The following is a 3,446-nucleotide window of genomic DNA, read 5'->3' on the forward strand; positions in this document are numbered from 1 at the left end:
AATAATGAAAAAATATAACATTGTTTGCCCCATCCGAAAAGCAAATCCTTATCGTCAAATGGCTAAGGCTACGCAGGAACATCGTGTATTAAAAAATGAATTAAACCGTAAATTCAAACAAGAAACTCCTGGGAAAGTACTACTTACTGATATTACCTATTTATTTTATGGACAAGGGAAGAAAGCATATCTCTCTACGATTCAAGATGCATCTACCAATGAAATTTTGGCTTATCAGGTGTCGGATAAGATTACGCTTGATATTGCACTAGAAACGGTTAAAAAGCTAAAAAATAACCGGTCAATAACACTTACATCAGATGCACTGATTCATTCTGATCAAGGATTCCACTACACAAATCCAATTATTAATTTTTTACATATTATAGTGGACAAAATAATAATAAACAAACCAACTTATATATTATAATAAAGCGGTCATTTAGATAGCCGGTACGCAACGTAGCCAACCATAATTAAAATACCAAATTATATAGAAATATAGATTTATTAGGTAAATTCATCTATAATTCTAATAAAATTTGGTGTTAACTAGAAACGACATATTTCACAACGTCCAGTAAGCAAAATGAATTGAAGTCCTAAAAAGCTTGGATGATAACATAATGGGTTGCAAAGTTTTTGCTTGAAGGAGGAAGCTATATGAAAAGTACAGGAATTGTCCGGCAGGTGGATGAGCTTGGCCGGATTGTGATCCCCATCGAATTACGACGGGTTTTGGGGATGGATGTGGGAGAGCCGGTTGAGATTTTTATCGATGATCAGGCGAATCGATTGATGTTTCGTAAATATCAATCGGGATGTTTGTTTTGTGATTCGATGGAGTCGATAAGTTACTTCAAGGGGCGGCAAGTTTGTGGATCTTGTTTACGAGATATGGTGTCTCAACCTGACTTAGACTCAATGGCCATCCTTGAAAGCGCCGCCGCTTTGGAAAGCGATGATCAACCGGAACAGGGGAGTAGTATTGGAGGAAAAAAAGGGGACAATGCCTTGAGGCGGCTCGCCGAGGTGATGGAGACCTATCCCAACGCTACGCAAGGCGAATGGGCAAGAAAGCTTGGTTTTTCCCAAGGTTACGTGAGTCAGTTAATTCGGAAGTTAGATAAAAAAGCCTAACTCAGCAGAGTTAGGCTTTTTCTTTATTTTTAAAACAGTAAATTCTCGAAAAAATTCTGTTGCGGGCGCCCCCGGGTAGTTTTGTATTTCACGCTGCACCTTTGTAAGCATTTCCAGATTTTCAATCGCTTCTATTCTTTTAGCATTATAAAGCGATATCTTGGGATTGCTAGCATGAGTCCTAAATTTCACCCCTTATTTCTCCACTAATAACACCTTGTATCCTATCGATAATTCAGCATATCGGATAAACTTCTTCAACTCTTCCTAACCTTTAGTCTGGTTTAGGTGTTTATATATATAACCAACGGAATACTTAGGTTTTAAGTATTTTGTAGGTAACCACCCCTATTTTTAGGAATTTAATAACTATTTTTATATTAAATGGTGTTTATGGTAATAATTTGTGATGTAATGGTTTACAAGTTTATGAAGTTAATATAAGAATACGAGGTGGTAAAATGAAAAAAGCACTGTCGAAAGTCTTATTGCTTGCTTCATCTATTTCTCTATCCAGTATGTTATTTTTAGGTACTGCAGCTGATGCACTTTTCAGGGAGGAGTTCCCAACACTTCGTTCCGGTTCTTCTGGAGGGTATGTTAGAGCACTTCAAGCTAACTTGTGGTCATCTGGATATCAATCAACAGTAGGAACGATAGATGGCAGTTATGGTTCTGGCACTACAAATGCGGTGAAAGCTTTCCAATCAAGAGAAGGATTGACATCAGACGGGGTTGCTGGCTCAAGTACATGGTCAAGGATGGATACTTATGTGATGCCTACTGGGGGGTATGGAGAATACCGTTACCTTCATCCTGGTAGCACAACCTACCAAACTATATATTCATACTATGCGACTAACGTCGATGTAACTATGAATTATTATCTTCAGTACAGATCAAATGGAAATGTGGTAAGTTCTGGTTTGGTTTTCCAGAGATGGCTCTAATGTTATCTCGAATATACTCAATAAAATCAATAGGAGGATGAATACATGAAAAAGTCTATTCTAATTTCTTTAGGAATAGTGGCTGCTTTGGGAGCAAGCACTTCAATTTATGCTTATACCGCTGAACAACCGCTTGTAACAAATGTAAATGAAAGCAGCATATCTGAGTCTACACCGTCTGATTTGGAAGGTGTTGTTAATGAAAGCGATTTTACTGAAAATCAACGTCCTGAACCGGTTACTGTAAATATTGATATTGAAAATGCTTCGACTGATAATATCCATATTCCGTTAGACTTGGCAGATCGAACAATGTCTCAAGCGAATATAAGTACTGCGTCTAACAATTCTATTGAGAAATTGGTATTGGCAAATGAAACTGATTGGGGAACAAATGTAGAAAAACAAGTAATCTATGCTCTTAAGAGCGGATCAGAAGTAACGTTTTTCCAAGTAGACCGTGACCCAAGGGTGTCTATTGACTATTTTAAAAATTTGAGCATATATGACTCTAGTGAAGTGTCCGTGATTGATATCAATGGATTCCAAGCAGTGACTACAGATGAAGGCCCAAGGAAAACGGTCCACATTGTTACAAATGATCATGTATTTACCGTGGGTACAGTTTATGAAGATGTGACTCTTGATTACCTGATTGAACTAGCGAAAGAAATTAAAGAGTAATCCAAAAGGCACACTCAAAGAAAGGAGCAACTAGGCATTTTGCGGAAGCTTTATCGATGGATTTGACGGAAGTTAAACAAGCGAAAACCCACCGCGTATGAACTGCACCCCAATTGTTAGACACATCTAACATTGGAGGTACAGTTCAATCCCGGTGGGTTTTTATTGTTACTCCTGAATTTGTTGGAGTACATTCATTACATCATCAAGGTCTCCAGTGGAGGTGGAGACATTAAACAGATGATCATTCAAGAATAAATGTGCGGCTTTTCTATGTTCGCCATCTACATAAACAACGGTATGGCCGTTGATTTCGGTAACTTCTGTCGGTTCTTTATAGAAGCCCTTTATAGTCTCGATGGTACTTCCCTCGACAGGTACCTGATTTACAATAATCTCAGCACCATTTTGCGATTGGTATCTTGCTATGAAATGAAACTCACCAGGAGCAACTTCATTAGCAGTGATAGGAGTGAGTTGTTTCAAATTAGGAACATCACTGCTTTGTGCAGCACTTATTCCTGCAGGAGCTGTGTCCTTGATTGATTCAGGAATACGCACTTCAACACCCTCTGGAAGCTGAGACAGATCAACTCTCTTGTCTTGAACTCCCGGATCAGGCGGGACTACTGTTTCTTGAGTGTTTGAGGCGGTAATTCCTTCACTTTGTTG

General features: G+C 38.5%; 4 protein-coding genes and 2 pseudogenes. 4 read left to right on the forward strand and 2 right to left on the reverse strand.

The window, feature by feature from the left end; all coding sequences use genetic code 11:
* Together ACPV3A_RS37450 and ACPV3A_RS37455 are read left to right on the forward strand one after the other, a co-directional pair.
* Positions 1 to 367 (forward strand): annotated as a pseudogene (locus tag ACPV3A_RS37450) (DDE-type integrase/transposase/recombinase); the annotation flags it as partial.
* A 296-nt stretch (positions 368 to 663) separates the two neighbouring features.
* Positions 664 to 745 (forward strand): annotated as a pseudogene (locus ACPV3A_RS37455) (hypothetical protein); the annotation flags it as partial.
* Positions 746 to 1,122: 377 nt separating this feature from the next.
* Here ACPV3A_RS37455 and ACPV3A_RS37460 read toward each other — a convergent pair.
* Entirely contained in the window at positions 1,123 to 1,332 is a 210-nt protein-coding gene (locus ACPV3A_RS37460; RefSeq protein ID WP_063477448.1) for a hypothetical protein, read from the reverse strand.
* 269 nt (positions 1,333 to 1,601) lie between these two features.
* Between ACPV3A_RS37460 and ACPV3A_RS37465 the strand changes: the two genes are divergently transcribed.
* On the forward strand, positions 1,602 to 2,090 hold the full coding sequence (locus ACPV3A_RS37465) for a peptidoglycan-binding domain-containing protein (protein ID WP_074961862.1): 489 nt from the start codon (positions 1,602 to 1,604) through the stop codon (positions 2,088 to 2,090).
* Between the two features lie 45 nt (positions 2,091 to 2,135).
* Positions 2,136 to 2,774: a hypothetical protein gene (locus tag ACPV3A_RS37470; RefSeq protein ID WP_063477447.1), complete on the forward strand. Its 639-nt coding sequence runs from the start codon at positions 2,136 to 2,138 to the stop codon at positions 2,772 to 2,774.
* A 168-nt stretch (positions 2,775 to 2,942) separates the two neighbouring features.
* Here ACPV3A_RS37470 and ACPV3A_RS37475 read toward each other — a convergent pair.
* On the reverse strand, positions 2,943 to 3,446 hold a 504-nt coding region (locus tag ACPV3A_RS37475; RefSeq protein ID WP_426204969.1), incomplete at its 5' end, for a hypothetical protein.

The organism is Paenibacillus sp. Dod16, from assembly GCF_049893405.1.
GTDB lineage: Bacteria > Bacillota > Bacilli > Paenibacillales > Paenibacillaceae > Paenibacillus_AQ.